The organism is Hyphomonadaceae bacterium BL14, from assembly GCA_027627705.1.
In the GTDB taxonomy this organism is placed as follows: domain Bacteria; phylum Pseudomonadota; class Alphaproteobacteria; order Caulobacterales; family Maricaulaceae; genus Oceanicaulis.
Genome location: CP091242.1, coordinates 2,805,709 through 2,827,741 on the forward strand (window position 1 = coordinate 2,805,709; position 22,033 = coordinate 2,827,741).

Consider the following 22,033-nt stretch of genomic DNA (forward strand, 5'->3'; position numbering starts at 1 on the left):
ATGGGCCATGAGCGGATTTCACGAGGTGCAGTTTCCGCCCGACATCTCCTACGGGGCGTCGGGCGGGCCGGGCTATTCGACGACCGTGGTGACCACCGTGTCGGGGCACGAGCGCCGTAACGCCAACTGGGCCGCCGCGCGCGGCAGATGGAACGTGGCCCATGGCCTGAAGAAGCGTGAACAGGTCGCTACGCTGATCGCGTTCTTCCGCGCGCGCAGGGGCAGGGCCTATGGCTTCCGGTTCAGGGACTGGACCGATTATCAGGCGCTCGCCCAGCTCATCGGCGTTGGCGATGGGGCGACCAAGACCTTCCAGCTCATCAAGCGCTACGCCAGCGGCGGTGAGATCGAGGCCCGCATCATCGCCAAGCCGGTCACTGGCACGGTGAAGATCACCCTTGACGGCGTTGAGGCGGCCTCAGGCTGGAGCGTGAACACGTCGACGGGCCTCGTGACCTTCACGACCGCGCCGCCGTCGGGTGTGCAGGTGACGGCGGATTTCGAGTTCGACGTACCGGTCCGGTTCGACAGCGACCAGATGGATATCACCATCGAGACCTATCAGCTGGGCAGCTGGGGACAGATCCCGGTGCTGGAGATACGCCCATGAAGTCCACCTCACCTGCGCTCGCCGCCCACCTGGCAGGGCCTGTCACCACGCTTGCCACCTGCTGGCGCATCACGCGCGTGGATGGCCGCGAGTTCTTCTTCACCGACCATGACCGCGATCTGCCCTTTGAAGGTCAGACTTACAAGGCAAGTTCTGGCTATTCGCGTACGGCCATCTCCAATGATGCAAGCCTCAGCGTCGACAATCTCGATGTCGAGGGCGTGTTCGATGACGAGGCCATCATTGAGGAGGAGCTGCGCGCGGGTCTGTTTGATCAGGCCGAGGCGCGCATCTTCCTCATCAACTGGGCCGATCCATCCATGGGCGCCCTTCGCATGCGCCGGGGCTGGTTCGGCGAGGTGGTGCTGAGCGAACAGGGCGTGTTCCGCACCGAGTTGCGTGGGCTGAGCCAGGCGCTCTCCCAGCGCATCGGCGAGCTCTACAGTCCTGAATGCCGCGCAGACCTTGGCGATCACCGCTGCAGGGTGGCGATCACCGATCCTGCCTGGACCCGTCCTGGAACCGTGCTCGCCGTCACATCGCGCGCGCAGTTCACCGCTGATGTGGACGCGCCGGACGCCGCGGATGGCTGGTTTGCGGGCGGGGTGCTCACCTGGGAGACCGGCTCCAACGCCGGTCGCTCCATCGAGGTGAAAGCCTGGAACCAGTCGGGCGGCGAGATCGAGCTCTTCCTGCCCATGCCGTACGCCATAGAGGCTGGCGACGCGTTCGCCATCCATCCCGGCTGCGACAAGCGCCTCGATACCTGCATCACCCGCTTCGCCAACGTCCTCAACTTCCGCGGCGAGCCGTACGTGCCCGGGCAGGACGCAATGATGAGCTATCCCGATGCCCGATGAGATCATCACCTCTGAGAGGATTGTCACCGAGGCGCGCGGCTGGCTGGGTGTGCCCTGGCGCCATCAGGGGCGCACGCGCTGCGGCGTTGACTGCGTGGGGCTGGTGGTGTGCGTCGCGCGTGGGCTTCATCTGTCTGACTATGACAGCATGGGTTATGGCCGCCGCGCGCAGGGGCAGGGGTTCGTGGCGCATTTCCGGGACAACATGGACGCCGTCGCGATCCCCGACGCCCGCTCCGGCGACGTGCTCGTCTTTGCTGATCACGCCTATCCCTGCCATTGCGGCTTCCTGACCGAACGGCTTGGCCATCCCCATCTCCTGCACGCCCATGCGACGCGCCGCAAGGTGATCGAGGAGCCCTATGCCGGCGAATGGCCCGCAAATATCAGGTTCGCCTTCCGTTTTCGCCCCATTGGTGTGTGATCCATGGCCATTCTTGTTGCAGCAGGCGGCGCCGCGCTGGGCTCCGCTGTCGGTCTCGGCTGGCAGGCAGGCTGGCTTGCAGGCTCGGCCATTGGCAGCCTGCTGTTTCCGGCCAGAGGCCAGAACATCACCACCGAAGGCCCGCGCCTTGGCGATCTGACGGTCTCCTCTTCGGCCTATGGTGCAGCGATTGCGATCGGTTACGGCACGCTGCGCATGGCCGGCAACATGATCTGGTCGTCCGGGATCCGTGAGCAGCAGAACGTCACGCGCGCGCGATCTGGCGGCAAGGGCGCGGCCACCGCGACCCAGACCTCTGTGAGCTACGCGTATTTCGCCTCGTTCGCGCTGAGCTTTGGCGAAGGTCCTGCGCAGGACGTGCTGCGCATCTGGGCTGACGGCAAGCTGATCTACGACAAGACCGGATCGAGCCCGGATGTCGCCAGAGCGAGCCTGCGCTTTCGTTTCCACGCAGGCAGCGAGACCCAGCTGCCCGATCCGCTGATCGAAGCGTATGTGGGAGAGGGGCGCGCACCGGCCCATCGCGGGCTGTGCGTCATCGTGTTCGAGGATCTGGCGCTGGCTGATTATGGCAACCGCATCCCGAACATCACCGCCGAGATCACGTACAGACGCGCAGACCAGAAGCCCTGGCAGGTCATCGATTTCATCACGCCGGCTGAGGGGGGATATCTTGCCGGCTATCAGTCCGGCGAGCTCGGCGTGGACTGGCGGCGCGGGCACGGATATTTCCTGACCACCAGCCTGGACCCGCTGGAGGCGGGCGTGCGCCGGTTCAGTCTGCGCACCATGGCCGAGGACCGTCAGGCGCGCATGGCCGATATCGCCAGCGCCGAGCCCGCCGGCTCGCCCTCCACCCTGTTCTGCGGCGAGGACGGCCATCTCTATCTGACGGTCGGGACCGGCAATACCCGGCCCATCATCCGCATCGAGCCCAATGCGCTAAAGGAGGTGGCCCGGTTCGGCTCCGGGGGAACCGGGCTCTCCAACACCACCACCAGCTTTGCGGCGGTGCGGTGGATGGCGATGATCTCGGCTTATGGTCCTGCGGGACGCGCAGACTTCCTGCTCACGGGCGGTCTCTTTGACGATGTGGGCCTCCTGAGCGCGCACGACATGAGCTATGTCTGGGGCGCAGGGGAGAGCGTGGACGAGCCGCGCGTGCGCGGCGTGGCGGCCGGGGCCGTGAACGAGGGCACAGGCGAAGGCTGGATTCTGGCCAGCGCCACCAGCGGCGATCATGAGAGCCTCGGTCTCTACCGCCTGCAGGTCTCGGCGCTGGCGCGCCATGACGCTCTGACCGGCCAGACCCTCGGCGTGACCTTCGAGAAAATGGCCGGGTTTTCCGCCAGCGATATCGAGCCGGGTGTAACGGGTTTCTTCACAAGTGCAGGCGCGCTTGCCTATGACGTCACAGACGACAGCGTCATCTTTCAGGTGCGCATGTCCAATGCGGGCTCGGCTGGCACGATCTACGTGATCAAGTGGCGCGCGGATGCGGGGATCGTCTGGAAGACCGCTGTCCCCGTCGAGATCAACCAGGACGGATCGTTTTTCGCTCAGGCCCGCCTGCGGGGTCAGCGCTGGACGCTGATGCGCTCGGCGCGCGTCATCCAGCTCGACACGGCCACGGGCGAACTTGTCCTCGACGAGATCTGGCCGTCGCAGGTCAGCGAGCTTGGCGCGCAGGTCTATGACGCGGTCACCGACACGCTTCTGGTGCGCGCCAGCAATGGCTGGGCGCGCCTCTTCCTCAATCGCGGCGGCGGCGAGGGTGAAGCGCTCTCCTCCATCGTTGCCGATCTGTGCGCGCGCGCTGGGCTGGGGCTGGCCGACATCGATGTGGGCGAGCTCACCATGTCCGTGCCCGGTTATGTGATCGCGCGCCAGACCAGCGTGCGCGGCGCCATAGAGCCGCTGGCGCAGGCCTTCTTCTTCGACGCCGCCGAGAGCGATGACACGCTGCGCTTTCGCACCCGGGGGCGCGCGCCGGTCGCCGCGATCGAGGCTCACCACCTCCTGGCGCTCAACGGCCGGACGGGGGAGAGCTGGCGCGAGCGCCGCACCCAGGAGGTCGAACTGCCCGAGCGCGTGTCGGTCGCGTACATGGACCGCGATCGCGACTATGCTCAGGGCGTGCAGAGCGAGAAGCGCGCCTCGCTGCCGCTGGCCGCCATGCACTCGCGCAACCAGACAAGCCTGGAGCTGGCGCTGGCGCTGGACGCCACCACCGCCAAGCGTATCGCCGCCAGGACGCTCTTCAGCGCGTGGGTCGAGCGCAGCGCCTGTGAGGCTGAGCTTGCGCCCGAATGGCTGAGGCTTGATCCGACCGATGTGGTCGATGTGGTGTTCGCGTCCGGATCGGTCTTCCGCACACGGATCAGCCGCCTTGATGTGGGCGCGGACTTCTCGCTGGCGATGAAGGGCGTGTCGCAGGACGCGGCCAGCTATGTCTCCTCGGTGATCGCTGATGGCGGGGCGGGCGCCCCCGTGCAGACGATCGGCGCTGACGCCGCCACGCGTCTCATCCTGCCTGATCTGCCGCTCCTGCGTGATGTCGATGACGCGGGCGGTGCGGGCTCGCGGGTCTATTATCTGATGGCCGGGTTCGGCGGTCCGGGCTGGCCCGGCGCTGCGCTTTACAGCAGCGCGGACGGTTCCGCATGGGCGCAGGCCGGGCGGGCCCTGAGCGAGGCGGCCTGGGGCGCTGCGGTCAATGCGCTGGGCGCGCCGCGATCGGCGTTCTGCACAGATGAAGACAACGCCCTGCGGGTGTTCATGACCACGGGCGGCGAGCGCCTCGAAAGCGTCACGCAGGAGGCTCTGGTCAATGGCGCCAATGGCGCCCTGTTGCTCAAGGCCAATGGCGAGCCGGAAATCATCCAGTTCCGCGATGTCACCCTGAACCCGGATGGGTCCTACACGCTCACCGGCCTCCTGCGCGGGCGGCGCGGCACGGACGTGTTTGTTGAGGGCCATGCGGCCGGGGAGCTCTTTGTCCTGCTCGACCCCGACGATGTCGAGACGCTGGTCACGGCGCTTGGCGATCTGGGCCTTATGCGGTCCTGGCGGGCGGTGGGGTTCGGCACGCTGTTCGAGGACGCCGAGACGCTGGTCCAGAGCCAGACGGGCCGTGACCTCAAGCCCTATGCGCCGTGGAACGTGCGCGCGGTGAAGAGCGGCAGCCCGGCGGATATCACGCTCAGCTGGATCCGTCGCACGCGCATTGGCGGCGAGCTGAAGGACGGGACCGGGCTCGTCCCCCTCGGCGAGGCGAGTGAAGCCTATGAGATCGACATCCTCGATGGTCCCGGCGGCGCGGTGAAGCGCACGCTGACGGCTTCGAGCCCCAGCGTGGTCTACGCCCATGCCGACATCCTGGCCGATTTCGGCGCGACGCCGGCTGTCCTGTCTGTCGCCGTTTACCAGCTAAGCGCCGTTGTGGGGCGCGGATTCCCGCGCGCCGTCACATTGGACATTCCATAGCGGAGATCACCTGATGCCGAGCCCCAACCTCGCCGTGACCCATGTGGCGGCCGCCCAGAACCAGAAGGAGGTCACGATCAATGACGCCATCGACGCCCTTGATCGCGCCCTGACCGACACGCTGGCGCTTGATCTGTCGACCGGCGCGCTGACGCTCACCGCCGCGCAGTTTCGCGGACATATGGCGCTGCGCCCGGCTGCTGCGCTTTCGGGACCTGCGACGGTCACCGTGCCTGCGCTGCGCCGGCTGTTTGCGGTTCTGAACACGGATGCGGTCCATGGGCTGACTGTCCAGCGCGGCACGGCGAGCGTGCTGCTGGTTCCAGGCGAAAGCGCCGTGCTGATCTGTGACGGATCGGCCAACGGCCTGTTGCGCGCTGGCTCCGGGGCGCCGGTCTATGATTTCGGGATGGTCGCCAATGAGACGCCTGCAGCGGGCGCGGTGCTGGGCAAGGTGGTCATGCCGCGCGCGCTTGTCATCCCGGCCTCGCTGGCCGGGTCGGTCGCCCATGCCGATACGCTCCCCGATGACGCGTTCGAGATCACCCTTACCCGCAATGGAACCGCCGTGGGCTCTGTCACGATCAACCCGGACGCCAGCGTGGATCTCTCCACCGCTGGCGGCGCGCCCGTCACTATCACGCCCGGCGACATCATCCGCTTCCTGGCGCCCGCCGCGGCGGATGCGTCGATCGCAGGGATATCCCTCACCATAGCCGCAAGGCGCATCCCATGACGCTCCTGTTCACATCGCTGTTCTCGACCGGGGCCATGGCGGCCCCGCCGGTCCCGCCCGAGCCGGAATTTGTCTGGACCACGAACCTCCTCTACCGGTTCAGCGCCAGCGAAGGCGCTGCGAGCGATGATGAGGGCTCGCCCGCCAGCGATGGCGACCCGGTTGCCCGCTGGCTAAATCTTGGTTCAGCCGAGGACGCAGTCCAGACCACGCCGGCGCGCCGGCCCGTCTATCGCACGGGCGGGCTCAATGGACGGCCCTACATCGCGTGTGACCGCGCCCTCGAGCAGTATTTTGAGGATCTGGCGTTCGCCCAGCCCTCCGGGTTCTCCAGCTTCAATCCGTTCACGGTCTTTGTGGTGACGGACGCCGTGGGGGAGCTCGATCAGTTCCCGGCGATCCTCGGCTCGCCCGCCACCAACGGCGGCAAGATGGGCTTCTACTTCCGCGATCCCGAAGGCGGCCAGATCCACTGGATCAAGTCGCAGATCCGCGTCGGCAATGTGGTCAGTCCCCAGCTCATCATGGCGGCGGCTGGACGCAATGCGGCTGGAACCACATCCTCAAGCCATGTGCGCTTCTGGGTGCGCCAGAACCGGGCAGGGCTCTGGGAGGCGGCCTCCCAGACCTCCAACATCGTCAGCACCGCCATCGCCTCCACCCAGTTCCTGCGCTCGACCGGCTTGTCCACCGGCGGCCTCTTCCACGGGCGGCTCTACGAGTTCCTTTTCTATGAAGGCACGCTTGATGACGCGGCGACCTTCGCCATCGAGGACTGGCTCATCGCGCGCTACGCCATCGCGTAAGCCTGCCGCCTCCATCCATCCCGGCACAGCAGGGCAGATGACATGACCCATACAGAGCGGCCGCCTGACAGGCTGGAATCCATGACGGCGGGGGATCTTGAACGCCTGCTCGAGCGCGCCGCGCAAACCGGCGCGCGCCGGGCGCTGCGCGAGGCCGGTCTCGACGGCCAGGACGCCGCCGAGGACATACGCCATCTGCGCTCACTGCTCGCAGGGCTTCGGATGGCGAGCCGCACCGCCGTCCAGACCAGCGTGCGCATCATCACCACCGCCATGCTGCTCGCCTTGATGACCGGCATCGCCATCAGGATCGGACTGTTCGGCAACGGCTCCTGAACCGCTGACGCCCGCACCATCGCCCATCAGCCCGCCCTCCCGGCGGGTTTTTTCATGTCCGGAGATCATCCATGACCACGACCTGCTTTGCACACTGGCGCGATGTGCCAGCCAGCCTCTGGCGCTGGCCGAACTTCAGCCCCGCCGAGATCGCCTGCCGCGGCACGGGCGCGTTGCGCATCCATGAAGATGCGCTCGACAGGCTCCAGGCGCTGCGCGACCAGCTGGGCAAGCCGCTCATCATCCGCTCGGCCTATCGCAGTGCGGCCCACAACCGCGCCATCGGTGGCTCGCCCCGCTCAAAGCACATGGACGGCGCCGCGTTCGACATCGCCATGGCCAACCACGATCCAGCAGCGTTCGAAGCGGCAGCGCGGGAGGCCGGGTTCCTCGGGTTCGGTTTCTATCCGCGCTCGGGGTTCATCCACATCGATCTGGGACCAGCGCGCACGTGGGGCGAGCGGTTCGACGTGCGGGACGCTGGCTTCGCACCAGAAATCCCGTCGGCACGCGAGACGCTGGCTGACAGCCGCACTATGAAAGGCAGCGGGGCGGCTGGCGTAGCGACGCTGGGCGCGGCGGGCGTGGAGGTCGCACAAACCGTTCTGGCCGAGACCCAGTCTGCGGTCCTGCCGCTCGTACCGTATCTGGACACCTTGCGCTGGGTGCTCATCGCCGTGGCGCTCGCGGGCGTCGCCGTCACGATCTACGCCCGCCTTGATGACTGGAAGCGGGGGCAGCGATGATCGCCTATCTCTCAGGTCGCTCAGTTCTCCCTATCCGGTCGTGGCTGGATTTTTCCGTTGTTTTCGAGGGTTGTGCGGGTTGGGCTGAGCACTGGCCCCGCCGCCATGAGGCTTGGAAGGGTGGTTTCAGATAAAAACCGCTCGAGCCGCCCTGCTCGGCTTCGCAGCATTCGCGGATGAGCAATCCCTACCGCTATTTCAAGACGGTGCCCGAGATCAGTCGCCTTGTGGTGATGATCGACCCAGCCCCCTGAATTCCGGCCAGGGGCGGGTAGAGTCCTTCGAGCAGCGAGCTTCATTCAGGCGAAGCGAGAGTCGAGGCGGGATTGGGTCCGGGGCGATCTAGCCGGTGAATGCGACTGAGAGGTTGTCAACGAGCCCCGGGTGGCCAGCTGAGCTGAGAGACGGGCTCCCATCAGTTTGACGGCTGAGCAGGCGGGTCAGTTGCACCCATCACGGCGGCGCGCCAAATTGGCAAACCGCATCGGGGCGGATCAATGACCTGCCAGGGCCTGAAACGGCGCGCAGCAGTCTGGTCCGCAATGCCAGAGCCGTTGAGATTTGGGAGCAGGGATTGCTGACATCTAAACGCATTCGCGCCGAAGCGCTGGCCCCGCTTCTGCGACCTGATCCGTCCAAGGCGGCCTCGCTTCAGGAGCAGCTAAGGCGCGCTATCATCAACGCTCTCTCCCTTGGCACCATCGCGCCCGGCGCCGGGCTGCCGTCTTCGCGTACGCTGTCTGAGGCCCTGAGTGTCTCGCGCAACACGGTCACGCTCGCCTATCAGAGGCTGGTGGCGGACGGGCATCTGGAGGCGCGTGAACGCAGCGGCATTTATGCGCCGCAAGCCCCGCTTGGGCCACGCGCCGCAGATCTGGTCCGCCGTCAGCGGTCAGCAGGACCGTCCGAGCGAACGCCCTTCAGGCCGCCGGTCGAGACCCATGAGAGCGATGTGTTTCTCTGCCCGCCGGACTGGCAGAGCTACCGCTTTCCGTTCATCGAAGGGCGGTTCGACCGGTCCCTCTTCCCCATTTCTGAATGGCGTGAAGCTAGCAAGCTGGCGCTCGCGGCGGCTGAAGTTGAGGCGTGGTCGCGCGACAATGGCGAAGCCGATGATGAAATGCTGATCGAAGAGATCCGCACCAAGCTCCTGCCACGCCGTGGAATCGCCGCCGCACGTGATGAAATCTTGATCACTGTTGGCGAGCAGCAGGCCCTGTTTCTGGCCGTAGAGCTTTTCGCCGCGCCCGGCGTCGTCGCCGGCGTAGAGAATCCAGGCCTGCCGGAAGTGCGCGACCTGATGCGCCGGCGCGGGGCCAGTCTGCGCGCCGTGCCTGTGGATGAAGAGGGTGTTCAGGTCGGCTTCGATCTTGAGGCTTGCAGCCTGGTCCATGTCTCCCCCAGCCGACAGCGCCCGACCGGGGTGACTCTGTCCAAGGCGCGCCGTGAGGCGTTGATGGCCCAGGTCCGCGCCCGCAAGCTTGTCGTCATTGAAGATGATTACGAGTGCGAGATGAATTATATCGGCGCCACAGCGTCGGCCCTTCGGTCGATGCCGGGGGGCGAACGTGTGGTCTATGTGGCCAGTCTGTCCAGGGTTCTGGCTCCAGGCGTGCGCCTGGGTTTCATGGTGGCGGACGCCCCGGTGATCGCCGCAGCGCGCCGGATCCGCAGCCTGACCACGCGCCGCCCGTCGCCGAACAATCAGCGCGCGGCGGCGTTCTTTCTGGCGCTCGGGCACTATGACTCCACGGTCAAACGCCTCAGTGCGATCTGCGAAGAACGCCTGATCGCCCTGCGGGACGCCTTGAACCATTATCGGCCCATGTCGATCGCCGTCGCTCCAGTCCGGGGCGGCACGTGCTACTGGGTTCACGGACCGCATGGCCTTGAGGTTGACGCGCTGGTGGAGGCCGCGCGCGCACGCGGGATCCTGATTGAATCAGCACGGTTCTATTTCGACGATCCCTCCCAGGCGAAGGGCGCGTTCCGCCTGGGTGTGACAAGTCTTCCCGCCGCCCGCATCCGTGAAGGTGTCGCACAGCTGTCAGAAGCGATCCGGGATCTCGCCGCCAAGCCGGCCCCGGTCCAGCGACAGCCTCTTGAAGGCAAGGCGGTTCGCGACGCTCTTTCGGGCGCCAGCCTCCTCTACCAGACCGTCTATGGCGATCCGTGCACGATCGAGCTGCATGCCGATGGCCGCATGACCGGGCGCGCCGGCTACGCCAACGAAGACCGCGACGAAGGCCGGTGGTGGATTGAGGGCAATACCTGGCATCGCAAGTGGGATAGCTGGGCTTATGGCGAGACGGCCGGGTTCGGTGTTTCGCTGGAGGGCGACCGCTTGTCTTGGCTCAACGACAAGGGCGAGCGCGTGGACGGGGCGGTTTTGATCTCGACTGATGTTCATACCGCATCTGGCGCCAAATAAACTTCCCATCTGGCGCTAAGGTCGTCGTCATCCCCCTGTCATCCTGACCATCGACGACATTCATCGCGCGTCGATTTCGGGAGTGCGCAGATGGCGACGCTTGGCCTGGCTGCAATACAGATCGCCGGATGCAAATCCGGTAATCTGGAGCGTATTGAAAGAGAAATCGCTACGGCGGCCAAGCGCTTTCCCTGGGTGTCGATGGTTGTCATAGGTGAGCTGGCCATCCATGGCCCCGGGCTCGACTTTTGCGAACCTGAATGTGGCGACACCGAAACCCGCCTGTGCGCCCTGGCGCGCCATCTCGGTATCTGGCTCATCCCCGGCTCGCTCTACGTCAAGCGCTTCGACAAGATCTACAACTCCACCCCGGTGATCGGCCCGGACGGCGTGGTCGTGGCCCGCTACGACAAAATGTTTCCCTTCCTGCCCTATGAGACCGGGGTCACGCCCGGTGAGCGCCCTGTCACGTTCGACGTGCCGGGCGCGGGCCGCTGCGGCGTGATGATCTGCTACGATATCTGGTTCCCCGAGGTCACGCGCACGCTGGCCGCCATGGGCGCCGAGGTCATTGTGGTGCCGACCATGACCAACACGATCGACCGCGATGTGGAGTTGTCGATCGCGCGGGCCAGCGCGGCGATCAATCAAGCCATCATGGTCGATGTGAATGTCGGCGGCGAGCAGGGATACGGCCGTTCGGCGTTTTACGGGCCGGGCGGAGACCTGATCCACGAATGTGGCTCCGGTCCTGAAGTCGTGGCGCTGGAGCTTGATTTTGAACAGGTGCGCCGGACCCGGTCACGAGGCTGGCACGGGCTCGGCCAGACCCTGAAGAGCTTCCGCGACATGCCGGCGGCCTATCCGTTCCATGGGGATCCCGTGCGGCGCCGCCAAGCGTTGGGCGAGCTCGGCCCCCTGGAGATTCCCTCGCGATCCGGCGACGGCGATACCGGGTCAAAGCCCTCGAATGGAAAGCGTTTTCGCGTCGTAGACTAGTGGTCCAGGCCTCACCAGGCGACCACAGATCAATTCACAGGGGAGACTAAAGCCATGGCTGTATGGGGAAAAACAACACGACGCGGCGGTCTTGCGGCCGCACTGCTCGCCGGCACCGCCCTGTCCTCGGGCCCGGCGCTAGCCCAAGACGCCGCCGCCGAGGCGGATCAGGAACGCGACGTTATCACCGTCACCTCCACCCGGCGGGCGGAAAACATTCTGGACGTGCCGTACAATATCTCGGCGGTCTCGGGGGAAGATATCGCGGGCTCGATCACACTGGACGCCGCCGAATTGCTGCGATCCATCCCAGGCGTGAGCCTGATCGATCAGGGACCGCGCAATGGCGCGCAGTTCAACTCCATCCGCATTCGCGGCCTCAATGTCGACAGCTCGGCCCTCGGCGACTTCGCCGTGCCCTCAGTGGCGACGGTCTCGACCTATGTCAACGAGACGCCGGTTTACGCCAACCTTGCGCTGATTGATTTGGAGCGGGTTGAAGTGCTGCGCGGCCCGCAGGCGACCCTTTACGGATCCGGCTCGCTGGGCGGGACGGTGAAATACCTCACCCGGGCACCGCAGCTGGGCGAGCTCGAGGGAAGCGCCGGGCTCACCGGCTCCAGCGTCGACGGCTCTGGCGGCATCGGTCTGGCGTTCAGTGCAATCGCCAACATCCCGTTGGGCGAGCGCGCCGCGATCCGGATCAATCTTTACGAACAGGACTATCCAGGGCTTACAGACTACACCAATCTCTATGTCCTGGACACCAATGGCGTACCCGTAGCGCCCGGCGGGCTGTTTACATTCGGCCCGACCGCCACCAACTACCGCGTTGAGGAAGACGCTGACACGTTCAAGAGCACCTACATCCGCGTCAGTGCCCTGTTCCAGCCGACGGACCGTATTGATCTGACGGTCAATTACTTCAACCAGAGCGACGATGTCGGGGGGCGGCGCCAGCCGTCATCGGGTCCAAACGGGTTCGGAGGTGTGTTTGGCGAGTACGAAAACGGTGCCGTCATCGCTGAGCCGTCCGAGCGGGATTTCTACCTGGCCTCGCTGGAAGCCAATATCGACCTGGGTTTTGCGACCCTGACCTCGGCGACCTCGGTCTACGAAAATGAAGGCTCCAGCGAGAGCGACAATACCGGCTTCTACGCCAACAACTTCGCGGCCTTCTATTATTCCTATCCGCGCCCGCTCTACACCGCGGACCGGACCTTCTCCGATGAATCCTTCGTACAGGAGTTCCGGCTGGTCTCAAACGGGGAGCGCCGCTTCGACTATGTGGTCGGCGCGTTCTATCAAAGCCAGACTCGTAGCGCGAGCCAGGTCAGCGATCTCGTCGGTTTTGAGCTCTACGCCGATAACCTGTTCCCGCCCTTCGACTTTGTCTCCACCGACAATGTGTTCACCTATCAACGCGCTGAGGATTTTGAAGACTTCGCCGTCTTCGGCGAGTTGACCTGGAATGTGAGCGAGCGTCTGAGTCTGACCGGCGGCCTGCGCTGGTTTGACAATAACTCGGATGTGAACACCTTCGTGCGCGTCGGCGCATATGACGCCTTTGCCGGCTCCGTCACGACGCCGTTCGAAAGCTCCGAAGACGATGTCCTGTTCAAGCTGAACGCCGCCTATGAGTTCGGCGATGACGACCTGTTCTTCGCAACGGTCTCCGAGGGTTATCGCCGCGGCGGCAATAATGGCGTTCCGATCATCGGCCGCTTCGCCAACGATCCGGCCTGGACAACCTACCAGTCGGATTCTGTGGTCAACTATGAGGTAGGCGTGAAGGGCACATGGAACGGAATCCGCTACGACGCCAGCGCCTTCCTGATTGACTGGAAAAACCCCCAGTTCAACACGTCGGCCCCGGTCGGGTCATTCTTCGCGGTGGTCAACGGTGATGAAGCTGCAACCTCTGGCTTGGAGCTCCAGCTGTCGGGACGGTTCACCGATGCAATCGGCTATGCGTTCGGATACGCTTACGTCAATGCCGAACTCACTGCAGACCTGTTCGAGCCCGGATTTGTCGGGGTTGGAGCCCCGGTCCTGGTGGCCCAGGACGGAGCGCCTCTGCCGGGCATTCCCGAGCACATGCTCAATGTCGCGCTCGACTACATCCAGCCGATCAATGAGCGCTTCACCTTCATTGGCCGCCTTGACGGCTTCTATCAGAGCGAAACCCAGAACGTGCTGGACCCGGGCGTGCTGCAATCGGCCGAGTTCGGCGGTTTCTCGATCTGGGATCTTACCGCGACGCTGGAATCCGGTCGCTGGTCCGCCTCCTTCTTCATGAAGAATATCTTCAACCAAGAAGGGGTCACCGGCGCCTTCACTCCTGATGCGTTCGGACCCGCTCCAGCCGACCAGTACTTCGGGAGCAATAGCCGCACATTTATCGCCCTGCCGCGTACGATCGGCCTGGCGCTGAATGTGAATTTCTAGGCGGCGCGCGGGCGGATCATGACAGGTCCGCCTGCACCGCATCCCATGGCGTCCGCACCCGCCTCTCCTTCAGGCCGACGTGGTCCAGAGAGCCTGGAGCGCGCGGCGCATGCGTCGCTGGCCCGGCGCAACGCAGAGCAGGCGGCGGCGCAGGCGCACACCCTTCGCAGCACTTTCCCGGAACGTGTTTCGGGATGGATTTTCGGCGCCCAGGCCGCCCAGATCGTCGGCGACCTCGATGGCATGCACTCACTGGCGAAAGCGGGATTGGCCCACGCCCCTGGGCGCGCTGATATCGGCTTTCTTCTGGCGGATGCCGAGCGCATGACCGGGAATGTCGCCGGCGCGCGGGCCCGGTTGAAGGACCTGGAACCCGGCCTTCCCAATTCGCCATCGCCCTGGGCTTTGCTGAGCTCAAAATACGCCGAACTCGGCCAGTTTCAGGACGCTTTGCGCGCTGCAACCCATCTTCAGGCGCTCAATGGCGGCGCGCGCAATGGGCGCGCCCTGGCGGCGGGTGCGCTGACCGCCCTTGGCTGCCTGGAGGAGGCCGAAGCCCTATACGATGGGTTGATCGCGAGCGGCGAAGTAGACACCGATCCCTATTATCAACGCGCCGTGCTGCGCCGCGCGCGCCCGGGCGAGTCCTCCCTGGATCAGACGCGCCGCCGGCTGGCGCGGGAATCCGACGGGTCGCCCGCCTCCGTCCCGCTCCACTTTGCGATGGCAAAACTTCTTGAAGATATTGGCGAAATCGACGCCGCATTCGACCATCTCCTCGCCGGATCCAGGGCCCGCCGGGCGCGCCTGAGCTATCGCGTGGAAGACGACGAAGCGGCGGTGGACGCGATCATCGCGACCTTCAACGCTGACTGGCTGTCCCGCATCTCCAGGGCCGGCCCGGCGCACGGGACCGTGTTCGTCATGGGCTTGCCGCGCTCAGGGACCACGCTGGTGGAGCGCATGGTGTCCAGCCATTCAGAAATCGCAAGCCTGGGCGAAATCAATGATCTGGCCTATGCGGTCATGCACGCTGCCGGACCCGCCGCGGGCAAGGCCGGGCTGATCCGCCAGTCCGCCAGCGCCGACATGGCCCGGCTGGGCGCCCACTATCTGGGTGCGGCGCGCGGTTATGGCGTGAACGCGCCAGTGCTGGTCGACAAGACCCCGGCGAATTTCCTCTATGCCGGGCTGATCGCCGCCGCCTTGCCCGGCGCGCGTATAATTCATCTTCGCCGCCATCCGGCGGCCAGCGGCTACGCCATGTTCAAGACGCTTTTTCGAATGGGCTATCCATTTTCCTACGATCTTGAGGAGACGGCGCGCTACATCGCAGCCCACCGCCGCCTCATGGATCATTGGCAGGGTTTGATGGCGGACCAGATCCTTGAGGTGGATTATGAGACCTTGGTGGGGGCGCCAGAGCCGCAAGTGCGGCGCATGCTCGACCATTTGGGGCTCGACTGGGAGCCGGAGTGCCTGGCCTTCCATGAAAACCCCGCCCCCACAGCGACAGCAAGCGCCGCTCAGGTCCGCGAGCCGATCCATACCGGTTCGCGCGATCAGTGGCGGGCGCTGGCGCATCGCCTGACGCCCCTGACCGACACGCTTGAGAGCCTTGGAGTGACCCAATGATGAGATCCTTCGGCGCCGCCCTGGCGAGCGGATTGCTTCTGGCTTTCGCAGCCCAGGCGGAGCCCATCTTCAGCGACGATTTCCAGGATGGCGACGCCCAGGGTTGGGGCGCGGGCGGTGAGGGCGATGTGCGTGTGTCGGTGTATGCTGGAAATGCTTCCCTGCGCCTCACCGAGCGCGCCATGGCGTTTGCCGCCGTCACCACTGCAGGCTATGATCAGGTGCGCGCCAGCGCAGCCTTTGCCGCGGCCGACCTTGAGCGCGGAGAAGCATGCGTTTTTGAAGTCACCGTCGATGACGGTGCGAGCTGGCTTGAAGTCCTGCGCGTCGCCGATGGCCAGGATGATGGCGTGACGCTGCACAGGGGCTCGCTGGCGGATGCATCCCTGAACGACGCCGCGCGGGTGATCCTGCGCGCCCGAGTCGAGGGCAGCGCCGACAATGATCAGTGCTGGCTTGATGATGTTGAGGTCACCGGGCGGTGGATGGCCGACGCGGCAGCGGGTGCCGCGTTCGAGTTCGATGTTTCTTTCCTGACTGGCGAAGACGCACTGGGCTTTCCGGTGGATGCCGGTTTGTACGCGCCGTCCGCTGAGGCGGGAGAAGCGGAGGCGGGCCTTGAAGGCCGGCTGCGGATCGACCCGGGCGATCAGTCCACCATCCGGGTCCTTCGCGACCGCTTCGAGTTCGAGGGCCTTCCCGACACTCGCATCGGCGTGCCGCCTATAATCGAGACCGATGTGACGACCCGTGACGGGCGCCTGCTGCCGGCGCAGCGCGGCCTGGTCACGTCCAGCCACCCGTTCTGGGATGTGGTGCTGACGCCAGGGCGGGTCTGGCGCGAGCCGGGCGACGGCGAATGGAGCCGCGCCGCTCTGCCCTTCGCCCTGGTGGAGAAGAACGCAAACTGCGTCCACAATGGCCTACTAACCTTCCTGTTCAAGCCCGACGGCTCGACCTCCAGAGCAGCCTGGCAGATCGGTTCGGAAACCTGCGCCTACTTCCAGTTCGACGCCTGGGGCGTGGCGCAGGCCGCCTTTGGGCCCGGAGACATCGCGGCGCGTGAAGCTGTGCACGCCCGCGACCGGGCGGAGCTTGAGGCGCGATTGCCCCTGCGGGCAATCTCCGAACTCGCCGCGGTCTATCCCGGCGTGGACGTGTCCGCCTTCGGCTCCCCCCAGGATGTCGATCCTGACGCCATGACCGCCTTCGGGGTGATCGCGGACAGCGTGCACTATGCGGGCGGATGTGAGACCCGCTTTGGCGCCTATCCCTATTGCGACGCGCTCGTGCTGCCGTCCTACTCGCTGGCGAAAACCCTGTTCGGGGGTTTGGGCCTGATACAGCTGGACGCGCGCTATCCCGGCGCGCGCAGCGCCCTGATCGCCGATTATGTGCCCGAGTGCGCGGCCGAGGGCGGCTGGGACGGCATCACGTTCGAGCACGCCCTCGACATGGCCACGGGGCGCTATGAAAGCACGGCCACCGAAGCCGATGAAAACGCGGCGGTGGAAGATGACTTCTTCCTCGTCGGATCCCATGCCGAGAAGGCTGCGCTGGCATGCTCGCGCTATCCGGTCCGCGAGGCGCCGGGGCGCACCTGGGTCTATCACACCACCGACACCTATCTTCTTGGCACGGCCATGCAGAACTTCCTGCAAGCCCGCGAAGGCGCCCAGGCCGACATCTACCGCGATCTTCTGGTGGAGCCGCTCTGGCGTCCGTTGGGCCTCTCGGCGACGCTGGATGAAACCCGGCGCACATCCGATGAGCGCGCCCAGCCCTTCGTCGGATGGGGGCTTATCATGCAGCGTGGGGATCTGGCGCGCCTGCTCCAGTTCCTGGGTGCGGATGGCGGCGCAGTTAACGGACGCCAGGTTGTGAATTCCCAATGGCTGGCGGCGGCGCTGCAAAAAAATCCTGAAGACCCCGGCCTGCCCGCACCTGAAGCGCCCCTCGCTTACAATGACGGCGTCTGGTCCTGGGACATCCAGGCCTATGGCGGCTGCACCGCACCGACCCCGACGCCCTTCATGTCCGGCTTTGGCGGCATCGCCGGCGTGCTGATCCCCAACGGCACCGCCTATTATTATGTCAGCGACGGGTACCAGTTCCGGTGGGCGCGCGCCGCCGTGGCCACCAACGCCATCACGCCCTTTTGCACAGGAACAGCCCCATGAGCGATCCGACACCCCGGGCCACGCCCTCGCGCGGCCTGCCCACCGCCGCGCCGGATGGTCTGACCGCCGCGGCGCTGCTAGCTTTTCTGGCCACAGCCGGATTATTCTATGTGAACATCATGGCCGCCATCGTGGACGGGCTGGTCTCCGGACTGGGCCTCACGGATAGTCAGGCCGGCTTAATTGGATCGGTGAACATTTATGGTGCCTCCGTGGGGGCGCTTGCAGCGGTCTTCATCGTCAAGCACCTACACTGGCGCCCGGTCGCCCTGGTCTGTCTGGCGGTGCTGATTGTCATGGATCTGGGCTCGATCCCGATCTCCTCCGCTGAGGTCCTGATGCCCATGCGCGTCGTGCACGGCTTCTTCGGCGGCGTGCTCACCGGGACGGCCTTCGCCGTGATTGCACGAACGGCCAACCCTGATCGCGCGTTCGGCATGTTGCTGTTCGTCCAGTTCGGGCTGGGCGGGCTCGGCGTCATGGTCCTGCCCCCGCTGGTGCCGCAGTTCGGCGCCCAGGCGATGTTCATTGCGCTGGCGCTGTTCTCCCTCGCCACCCTGATCATAACGCCCTTCCTGGACCGCTATCCGCCCGACCGGGCCGTGCGCAAGGTCGCCGGGACTGAGGACGGCAAGGTGCAATGGACGCCCCTGGCGCTGACCCTCCTTGCGATCTTCCTGTTTCAGGCCGCAAACATGGGTCTGCTCGCTTACATCATCCGGCTTGGAATCGATTACGGGCTGGACCGCGCCTACGTCTCCACGGCGCTGGGGCTTGCGACCTGGGTCGCGCTGCTTGGCCCTTTCCTTGTCATGGTGCTCGGCTTGCGCTTCGGCCGCGCACCGCTGTTCATCGCCGCGATGGCGCTGACGCTGGGAGGGACCGCGATCTTCCACTATAGCGGCGATCCCATCGCCTACATGGTCGCCAATTGCGGGACCGGCATCACCTGGGGCTTCGTCATCGCCTATCTACTGGGCATGAGCGCGGAGTTCGACAAGGCCGGCCGTGCTTCAGCGTTCGGCGGTTTCATCTCCAAGATCGGCCTGGCCACTGGCCCGCTGGCAGCGGGCTGGATGCTGGGCGCCGGGATGGGGTTCGGCACCCTGATCAATGGCGCACTGATCATGCTGGCCTTGAGCGCCGCCGTCATGGTCATTCCGGCGCGGGCGCTTGATCGGCACCGCAGCGCCGCCGCTGTACCCTGAACTGGAGCGACTGAAGCCGCCAAACTGGCTCTATTGAATCAGCAAGACAGCCCTATCATGGAGCCGTCCCAGTGCGGAGATGCCAGCGTGCCGTTTGACTTCCACACCCTGAAGGACGCCTTCATCGATGGGGGCTGGACGCCGGCGGTCAATGGCGCGCGCTTTGCGGTGTGCAATCCGGCTGATGGCGAGGTCATCTGCGAAGTTGCTGACTGTGGTGAATCCGAAACCCTCGCCGCCGTCGCCGCCGCCGATGCGGCACAAGCCGGCTGGGCGGCGAAACCGGCGGCCGAGCGCAGCGCGATTCTGCGGCGCTGGCGCGACCTGATGGTGGAACACGCCGATGCACTGGCGGCGCTGCTCACCGCGGAGAACGGCAAACCGCTGGCCGAGGCGCGCGGCGAGGTCCTGTATGGAGCGTCGTATCTGGAATGGTTCGCCGAGGAGGCCAAGCGCCTGTATGGCGACGTCATCCCGTCGGGCTCGCCCTCCAACCGGATCCTGGTGATCAGGCAGCCGGTCGGGGTCTGCGCCGCCATCACGCCGTGGAATTTTCCCAACGCCATGTTGATGCGAAAGGCCGCCGCTGCGCTTGGCGCAGGGTGCACGTTGGTGGCCAAGCCGGCCGAGGACACGCCCCTGTCGGCCCTGGCCGCCGTAGCCCTGGCGCACGAGGCTGGGCTGCCGCCGGGGGTGTTCAACGTTGTGACGACGGCGCAACCCGCAGCAGTGGGCGCGGTGCTGACGAGCCACCCGCGCGTGCGGAAGATCACCTTCACCGGCTCGACGGACGTCGGCAAAATCCTGCTCCAGCAGTCTGCGACGACGGTCAAGCGCGTCTCCATGGAATTGGGCGGCAATGCGCCCTTCCTGGTGTTCGCCGATGCGGATCTGGACGCCGCCATCGAGGGCGCGCTCGCCTCGAAGTTCCGCAATGCCGGACAGACCTGCGTGTGCGCGAACCGGATGCTGATCGAGCGCTCGGTCCTGCCGGAGTTCGCCCGCCGCCTGGCTGAGCGGGCGACGGCCCTGAAGGTTGGCGACGGACGGGTGCACGGGACTGAGGTGGGCCCCCTGATCAACGCCGCAGCGCTTGAGAAAGTCGAGCGTCTGGTGGCCGAGGCGCTCGCGGCCGGCGCGCGGCTTCGCGCCGGCGGCCAGCGTGATGGTGCGGGCGATCTGTTCTACGCCCCGACGGTTCTGGAGGGAGTCACGGCGGACATGGCGGTGGCGCGCGAGGAGATATTCGGTCCGGTGGCTCCGCTGATCGCCTTCGATGAGGAAGACGAAGCTGTCGCCGTGGCTAATGACACGCCCTACGGGCTCGCCGCCTATGTCTATACGCGCGATCTGGGCCGGGCGTTCCGGGTCGGGGAAGCGCTGGAGTGCGGGATGGTCGGGATCAATGAAGGCATCCTGTCCACGGCCGCCGCGCCGTTTGGCGGGATCAAGCAATCGGGCTACGGGCGCGAAGGCTCGCGCCATGGCCTGGATGACTATGTGGATATCAAATACATGCTGATGGGAGGGCTGGGCACCTGACGCGCCGGCCATGGAGTGACGCCATGACTTCTGCTGACCTGCTTCGTGAACGCGACCTAGATGCGTTGATGCATCCGGCGACGAATTTCGTCGCGCATCGTGCCAAGGGCCCGCTGATCATGGACTCCGCCAAGGGCGTGTACATCACCGATGTCTCGGGCAAACAGTACATCGAGGGCATGGCGGGCCTTTGGTGCACGGCGCTGGGCTATGGCGTCGAGGAGCTGGTGGAGGCCGCGCGCGAGCAGATGGCCAAGCTCAGTTACGCCCACATGTTCGCCAGCCGCTCCCATGAACCCGGCATCGAGCTCGCCGCCAAGCTGAAATCCCTCGTTCCCATCGCCGACGCTCGGGTCTTCTTCGGCAATTCCGGCAGCGACGCCAATGACACCCAGGTCAAGATGATCTGGTATTACAACAACGCCATCGGGCGGCCCCAAAAGAAGAAAATTATCGCGCGCACCGGCGGGTATCACGGGGTCACTATCGCCAGCGCCAGCATGACCGGCCTGCCGGTCAATCACGCCGACTTCGATCTGCCGATTGATCGCTTCCTGCACACCACCAAGCCGCACTTCTACCGCGAAGGCCGTCCCGGCGAGGACGAGGCCGCGTTCACGGCCCGGCTGGTGAAGGACCTCGAAGACCTCATCGAACGCGAAGGGGCGCACACCATCGCAGGCTTCATCGCCGAGCCCCTGATCGGGGCTGGCGGCGTGGTCCTTCCACCCGAAGGCTATTTCCCGGCGATCCAGGCGGTGCTGGACCGCCACGACATCATGCTCATCGACGATGAAGTCGTGTGCGGTTTTCACAGGACCAACAATCCGTTCGGCGCACAGACCTTTGACATGAAGCCTGCGACCATGACCCTCGCCAAGGCGCTGTCTTCAGCTTACCTGCCGATCTCGGCGACGATCATCCCCGGGGATATGTACGAGCCGATGATTGCGCGCAGCCAGGCCAACAACGCCTTCGGCCATGGCTATACCTATAGCGGCCACCCGGTCGCCGCGGCGCTGTCGCTGAGAAACCTCGAACTCATGGAGCGCTGGGGCATCGCGGGCCATGTCGCCGCCATGAGCCCGATTTTCGAAGGCCGTTTCGCGCGCCTCAAAGATCATCCGCTTGTGGGCGAGGTGCGCGCCGCCGGCATGATCGGCGCAGCCGAGCTGGTGAAGAACAAGGCCGACAAGAGCCGGTTCGACAAGGTTGGACCCGTGGGCATGAAATGCTTCGAGTTCGCCCTCGATGAAGGGCTGATCGTGCGCAATATCGGCGACAGCATCGCCCTTTGCCCGCCCCTGGTGATCACCGACTCCGAATTGACCGAGCTGTTTGACCGCCTGGACCGCGCCCTGAACCGGACGCTGGATTGGTGCCGCAAAGAGAACATGCTGGCCGCCTGACAGTGGGCTCATGGAAGCGTTGCCACCGGCGCCGCTGGCTCTGTCAGATTAAACCGGCTTGAGTTGGGCGGGTCTGTTTCATAGCCTCCACCGATGAGAAATCCCTTCCGCTATTTCAAGACTTCGCCCAAGATCACCGGCCTTGCGGTGATGAGA

General features: G+C 65.4%; 16 protein-coding genes. All 16 read left to right on the forward strand.

The annotated features are described in order from the left end of the window. Positions 1 to 7 precede the first annotated feature (7 nt). The 16 genes from L2D00_13680 to L2D00_13755 all read left to right on the forward strand — a co-directional run bounded on the left by L2D00_13680 (position 8) and on the right by L2D00_13755 (position 21,877). Complete coding sequence (locus tag L2D00_13680) at positions 8 to 610, forward strand: DUF2460 domain-containing protein (protein ID WBQ12887.1); 603 nt, start codon at positions 8 to 10, stop codon at positions 608 to 610. Beyond that, positions 607 to 1,470 carry a DUF2163 domain-containing protein gene (locus L2D00_13685; GenBank protein ID WBQ12888.1) on the forward strand — a complete coding sequence of 288 codons (864 nt, stop codon included), beginning with the start codon at positions 607 to 609 and terminating at the stop codon, positions 1,468 to 1,470. The genes L2D00_13680 and L2D00_13685 overlap by 4 nt, the downstream gene beginning before the upstream one ends. Next, positions 1,460 to 1,894: an NlpC/P60 family protein gene (locus L2D00_13690; protein ID WBQ12889.1), complete on the forward strand. Its 435-nt coding sequence runs from the start codon at positions 1,460 to 1,462 to the stop codon at positions 1,892 to 1,894. The genes L2D00_13685 and L2D00_13690 overlap by 11 nt, the downstream gene beginning before the upstream one ends. 3 nt (positions 1,895 to 1,897) lie before the next feature. After that, on the forward strand, positions 1,898 to 5,401 hold the full coding sequence (locus tag L2D00_13695) for a phage tail protein (protein ID WBQ12890.1): 3,504 nt from the start codon (positions 1,898 to 1,900) through the stop codon (positions 5,399 to 5,401). Between the two features lie 13 nt (positions 5,402 to 5,414). After that, the gene (locus L2D00_13700) at positions 5,415 to 6,137 is read left to right on the forward strand and encodes a hypothetical protein (protein ID WBQ12891.1); all 723 of its coding nucleotides are present in this window, start codon (positions 5,415 to 5,417) and stop codon (positions 6,135 to 6,137) included. Then, positions 6,134 to 6,943, forward strand: coding sequence for a hypothetical protein (locus tag L2D00_13705; GenBank protein WBQ12892.1), 810 nt, complete (start codon positions 6,134 to 6,136; stop codon positions 6,941 to 6,943). The genes L2D00_13700 and L2D00_13705 overlap by 4 nt, the downstream gene beginning before the upstream one ends. Positions 6,944 to 6,985: 42 nt before the next feature. Further along, on the forward strand, positions 6,986 to 7,279 hold the full coding sequence (locus L2D00_13710; GenBank protein ID WBQ12893.1) for a DUF6127 family protein: 294 nt from the start codon (positions 6,986 to 6,988) through the stop codon (positions 7,277 to 7,279). 71 nt (positions 7,280 to 7,350) lie between these two features. Beyond that, positions 7,351 to 8,025 (forward strand): D-Ala-D-Ala carboxypeptidase family metallohydrolase, encoded by a 675-nt coding sequence (locus L2D00_13715; protein ID WBQ12894.1) that lies wholly within the window; start codon positions 7,351 to 7,353, stop codon positions 8,023 to 8,025. Between the two features lie 574 nt (positions 8,026 to 8,599). After that, positions 8,600 to 10,456: a PLP-dependent aminotransferase family protein gene (locus L2D00_13720; protein ID WBQ12895.1), complete on the forward strand. Its 1,857-nt coding sequence runs from the start codon at positions 8,600 to 8,602 to the stop codon at positions 10,454 to 10,456. A gap of 90 nt (positions 10,457 to 10,546) precedes the next feature. Beyond that, a complete protein-coding gene (locus L2D00_13725; GenBank protein WBQ12896.1) occupies positions 10,547 to 11,455 on the forward strand; it encodes a carbon-nitrogen hydrolase family protein in 909 nt (302 codons plus the stop codon). A 54-nt stretch (positions 11,456 to 11,509) separates the two neighbouring features. Next, complete coding sequence (locus L2D00_13730) at positions 11,510 to 13,903, forward strand: TonB-dependent receptor (protein ID WBQ12897.1); 2,394 nt, start codon at positions 11,510 to 11,512, stop codon at positions 13,901 to 13,903. Positions 13,904 to 13,948: 45 nt separating this feature from the next. Continuing rightward, positions 13,949 to 15,538, forward strand: coding sequence for a sulfotransferase (locus L2D00_13735; GenBank protein WBQ12898.1), 1,590 nt, complete (start codon positions 13,949 to 13,951; stop codon positions 15,536 to 15,538). Then, positions 15,535 to 17,718 (forward strand): beta-lactamase family protein, encoded by a 2,184-nt coding sequence (locus L2D00_13740; GenBank protein WBQ12899.1) that lies wholly within the window; start codon positions 15,535 to 15,537, stop codon positions 17,716 to 17,718. Before L2D00_13735 ends, L2D00_13740 begins: the two co-directional genes overlap by 4 nt. Further along, the gene (locus L2D00_13745) at positions 17,715 to 18,926 is read left to right on the forward strand and encodes an MFS transporter (GenBank protein ID WBQ12900.1); all 1,212 of its coding nucleotides are present in this window, start codon (positions 17,715 to 17,717) and stop codon (positions 18,924 to 18,926) included. The genes L2D00_13740 and L2D00_13745 overlap by 4 nt, the downstream gene beginning before the upstream one ends. Before the next feature lie 57 nt (positions 18,927 to 18,983). Next, positions 18,984 to 20,468, forward strand: coding sequence for an NAD-dependent succinate-semialdehyde dehydrogenase (locus L2D00_13750; GenBank protein ID WBQ12901.1), 1,485 nt, complete (start codon positions 18,984 to 18,986; stop codon positions 20,466 to 20,468). A 23-nt stretch (positions 20,469 to 20,491) separates the two neighbouring features. Then, positions 20,492 to 21,877 carry an aminotransferase gene (locus L2D00_13755; GenBank protein ID WBQ12902.1) on the forward strand — a complete coding sequence of 462 codons (1,386 nt, stop codon included), beginning with the start codon at positions 20,492 to 20,494 and terminating at the stop codon, positions 21,875 to 21,877. The last annotated feature ends 156 nt before the right edge of the window (positions 21,878 to 22,033 follow it).